This window comes from Achromobacter sp. 1011811831, from assembly GCF_059760905.1.
In genome coordinates this window covers 1-4,463 of record NZ_JCBANG010000169.1, presented here as the reverse complement: position 1 = coordinate 4,463, position 4,463 = coordinate 1, and the positions used below count along the sequence as shown (strand labels likewise).

The following is a 4,463-nucleotide window of genomic DNA, read 5'->3' as shown; positions in this document are numbered from 1 at the left end:
CGTTGCGCCCGCCGCCTTTTTCTTCAGCGCCAGTCGCTGGCCCGGCTGAGCTTGGCGATCTGGTCGCGGCTGAGCGCCAGGCTGGCGGCCTTGACCAGTTCGTCGAGCTGGTCCAGCGAGGTGGCGCTGACGATGGGCGAGGTGATGCCGGGCTGGGCGATCTGCCAGGCCAGCGCGGCCTGCGCCGGCGTGCAGTTCGCGTCCTCGGCCACCTCGTCCAGCGCCTTCAGGATGCGCAGGCCGCGCTCGTTCAGATAGGTGTCGACGATCTTGCGGCCGCGCACGCTCTTGCCCGCGTCGGCGGCGCTGCGGTACTTGCCGCTGAGAAAGCCGCTGGCCAGCGCGTAGTAGTTGATCACGCCCATGTCCTGCGCCCGCACCAGCGATTGCAGGCCGGACTCGAAGCCCTCGCGCTTGTACAGGTTGTATTCAGGTTGCACGCTCTCGTAGCGCGGCAGGTTGTGGCGCTCGCTGGCGATCAGGGCCTCGGACAGGCGCACGGACGTGTAGTTGGACGCGCCGATGGCGCGCACCTTGCCCGCTTCCATCAGCCGGGCGTAGGCGCCCAGCGTGTCGGTCAGCGGCGTGTCGGGGTCGTCCTGGTGCGACTGGTACAGGTCCACGTAGTCCGTCTGCAGCCGTGACAGCGAGGCTTCCAGCGACTGGCGGATGTAGGCGGGCGCCAGGCCCTTGCGGCCGGGCCCCATTTCCATGCCGACCTTGGTGGCGATCAGCACCTGGCTGCGCCGGCCCGAGCGCTTGATCCACTTGCCGATCAGGGTTTCGGATTCGCCGCCCTGGTTGCCCGGCGCCCAGCGCGAATACACGTCGGCGGTGTCGATGAAGTTCAGTCCGGCGTCGACCATGGCGTCCAGCAGCGAACAGGCGCCGGCCTCGTCCACGGTCCAGCCGAAGACATTGCCGCCGAAGGTCAGGGGAGGGATCTGCAGGCCGGAACGGCCCAGCGCGCGCTTGATCATGATGAGGCCCTCTGTGTTGCCGCCGGGAGCGGCCGGATGACCGTCCCGATTGTCCAGTGTATCGGGAATGGGGCGGGCGGCGGCGCCAGGATCCGGGGCGCGGCGCGCGCCATGCACCAATTCAGGGATTCCCCGCAAAGGCTTTTGATCCGCGTCACGTTAGACTATACGGCTTTTACGGCCGGACGGACCTGCGGGAAGCCGCCGGGGCCGCCGTGGAAAGAACCAAAACAGCCTTGGGCGTACAGTCCAACAACGAACAATCACCGAAGGTTCAAGGAGCTTATCTATGCTGATCGGAAAAAAACATTTTCTGACGGTTGGCGCCATGGCGCTCGCGATGGCTATCGCCTCGCCCGTGTCGGCGCAGCAGAAGTCGGTGGCGGTGACCGCCATCGTCGAGCACCCGGCGCTGGATGCCGTGCGCGACGGCGTGCAGGACGCCCTCAAGCAAGCCGGCTATGAGCCGGGCAAGAACCTGAAATGGCAGTACCAGAGCGCGCAGGGCAACAACGGCACCGCCGCCCAGATCGCTCGCAAGTTCGTCGGCGACAAGCCGGACGCCATCGTCGCCATCGCCACGCCGTCGGCCCAGGCCGTCGTCGCCGCCACCAAGGACGTGCCGGTCGTGTACTCGGCCGTGACGGATCCGGTCGCCGCCCAACTGGTCGCCAGCATGGAGCCCACCGGCACCAACGTCACCGGCGTGTCGGACCTGCTGGCCCTGGACAAGCAGATCGACCTGATCAAGAAGATCGTGCCCAACGCCAAGCGCGTCGGCATGGTCTACAACCCGGGCGAGGCCAATTCGGTCGTCGTGGTCAAGAAGCTGCAGGAGCTGCTGCCCAAGTACGGCATGAGCCTGGTCGAGGCGGCCGCGCCGCGCTCGGTCGACGTGGCTTCGGCCGCGCGCAGCCTGATCGGCAAGGTCGACGTCATCTACACCAACACCGACAACAACGTGGTCTCGGCCTACGAGTCGCTGGTGAAGGTCGGCAACGACGCCAAGATCCCGCTGGTCGCCTCGGATACCGACAGCGTCAAGCGCGGCGGCATCGCCGCCCTGGGCATCAACTACCGTGACCTGGGCGTGCAGACCGGCAAGGTCGTCGTGCGCATCCTGAAGGGCGAGAAGCCCGGCGCCATCGCCTCGGAAACCAGCTCCAAGCTTGAGCTCTACGTGAATCCGGGCGCAGCCGCCAAGCAGGGCGTCACGCTGTCCGACGCGCTGATCAAGTCGGCCGCGGTGGTGGTGAAGTAAGCTGCCCCGCCTGAAACCCCGCGCATGCCTTGCGGCGTGAGCGGGGTTTTGTTTTACCTGCCTGTCTGTCTTGCCTTCCCGTCCCGCCGCTTTCCTGTCTTGCCGCACGGCGCCCGCCGCCGGCGGGAATGGCCGCGCGGGACTCGTCCCAGCTAGAAATCCGCGTGCCCCTGGCGCGCGAGCCGGCCGCCAAATCGGGCTGCCGGGGCAGGACCATGCGCGCTTTGGCAGAAAACAGGCGAAAATCGTCGCTGGGGAAATGTTCGTTGCAAAAGCTCGGGTAAAACTTACCCCGAAACGCAAGAAGTGCGACGTTTCAACTCTTTAATATGCTCGTTTCTCATCTGATTGGATTTGACCCATGTCATTGTTTTCGTTGTTAGGCGCGTTGGAGATCGGGCTGATCTTCAGCCTGGTGGCTTTGGGCGTGTTTATCTCCTTCCGCCTGTTGCGCTTTCCGGACCTGACGGTGGACGGCAGCTTCCCGCTGGGCGGCGCGGTCTGTGCCACGCTGATCGCCGCGGGCACCGATCCCTTCCTGGCCACGATCGCGGCCACCTTCGCCGGCGCGGCCGCCGGCCTGGTGACGGGCTGGCTGAACGTCAAGCTCAAGATCATGGACCTGCTGGCGAGCATCCTGATGATGATCGCGCTGTACTCGGTCAACCTGCGCATCATGGGCAAGCCCAACGTGCCGCTGATCACCGAGCCCACCATGTTCTCCATCCTGCAGCCGGCCTGGCTGCCGGACTATGTGGCCCGTCCGCTCATCCTGGTGGTGGTCGTGATCCTGGCCAAGCTGCTGCTGGACTGGTTCTTCGCCACGCAGACCGGCCTGGCGATGCGCGCCACCGGCTCCAACGGCCGCATGGCCCGCGCGCAGGGCGTGAACACCGGCCGCATGATCCTGGGCGGCATGGCGCTGTCGAACGCGCTGGTGGCGATGGCCGGCGCGCTGTTCGCGCAGACCCAGGGCGGCTCGGACATCTCGATGGGCATCGGCACCATCGTGATCGGCCTGGCCGCGGTGATCGTGGGCGAGAGCATCCTGCCGTCGCGCAAGCTGGTCCTGGCCACGCTGGCCGTGATCATCGGCGCCATCGTCTACCGCTTCTTCATCGCGCTGGCGCTGAACAGCGACTTCATCGGCCTGAAGGCGCAGGACCTGAACCTGGTCACGGCGGTGCTGGTCACGATTGCCCTGGTCATTCCGATGCTCAAGAAAAAACTCAAATAGAGATGGCCCACCCCCGAAGCGCTGCGCGCTTCCCCCTCAAGGGGGCACAGCGGCGGACCGGCGGAGCCGGATCCGCGCTGCCCCGATCTTGCGGGGACGGCCGGTGTGTGGGGGGAACTATGCGCAGAATGGAGAATTGAAGAATGTTGTCCGCTAAAGATCTGAAGATCACTTTCAACGCCGGCACGCCGATCGAGACGCGCGCGCTGTGCGGGCTGTCGCTGGAGATTCCGTCGGGCCAGTTCGTCACCGTCATCGGCTCGAACGGCGCCGGCAAGTCCACCTTCCTGAACGCCGTGTCGGGCGATCTGCTGGTGGATTCCGGCCGCATCGATATCGACGGCGTGGACATGACGCGCAAGCCGGTGTGGGCGCGCTCGTCCAAGGTGGCGCGCGTGTTCCAGGATCCGATGGCCGGGACCTGCGAAGACCTGACCATCGAAGAGAACATGGCGCTGGCGCAGCTGCGCGGCGACCGTCGCGGCTACAGCCGTGCGGTCAAGGCCTCGATGCGTGAAGGCTTCCGCGAGCGGCTGGCAACGCTGGGCCTGGGCCTGGAAAACCGCCTGGCCGACCGTATCGGCCTGTTGTCCGGCGGTCAGCGCCAGGCTGTCAGCCTGCTGATGGCGGCGCTGCAGCCGTCGCGCATCCTGCTGCTGGACGAGCACACCGCCGCGCTCGATCCGCGCACCGCCGATTTCGTGCTGCAGCTGACGGCGCGCATCGTCGCCGAAAGCAAGCTCACCACCATGATGGTGACGCACAGCATGCGCCAGGCGCTGGACGTGGGCGAGCGCACGGTCATGCTGCATCAGGGCCAGGTGGTGCTGGACGTGTCCGGTGACGAGCGCCGCGGCATGGACGTGCCGGACCTGCTGGCCATGTTCGAGCGCGTGCGCGGCGAGAAACTGTCGGACGACGCGTTGCTGCTGGGCTGATCGGGCCCGCGCGTTCGCGTTCAACCCGCCGCCGGTCTTTGCTGGAC

The 4,463-nt window shown here is 66.5% G+C and carries 4 protein-coding genes; 3 read left to right on the top strand and 1 reads right to left on the bottom strand.

Annotated features, from left to right (window positions below; genetic code table 11):
- Positions 1-23: 23 nt before the first annotated feature.
- On the bottom strand, positions 24-980 hold the full coding sequence (locus tag AC6LJ9_RS30230) for an aldo/keto reductase (RefSeq protein ID WP_498150401.1): 957 nt from the start codon (positions 978-980) through the stop codon (positions 24-26).
- A gap of 289 nt (positions 981-1,269) precedes the next feature.
- On the opposite strand from AC6LJ9_RS30230, the gene AC6LJ9_RS30225 reads away from it, so the two are divergent.
- The 3 genes from AC6LJ9_RS30225 (at position 1,270) to AC6LJ9_RS30215 (ending at position 4,416) form a co-directional block, all read left to right on the top strand.
- A complete protein-coding gene (locus tag AC6LJ9_RS30225; protein WP_212321203.1) occupies positions 1,270-2,241 on the top strand; it encodes an ABC transporter substrate-binding protein in 972 nt (323 codons plus the stop codon).
- Positions 2,242-2,602: 361 nt separating this feature from the next.
- Positions 2,603-3,478, top strand: a complete 876-nt coding sequence (locus AC6LJ9_RS30220; protein WP_103273678.1) for an ABC transporter permease — start codon at positions 2,603-2,605, stop codon at positions 3,476-3,478.
- A gap of 143 nt (positions 3,479-3,621) precedes the next feature.
- Complete coding sequence (locus tag AC6LJ9_RS30215; protein WP_103273679.1) at positions 3,622-4,416, top strand: ABC transporter ATP-binding protein; 795 nt, start codon at positions 3,622-3,624, stop codon at positions 4,414-4,416.
- Positions 4,417-4,463 lie beyond the last annotated feature (47 nt).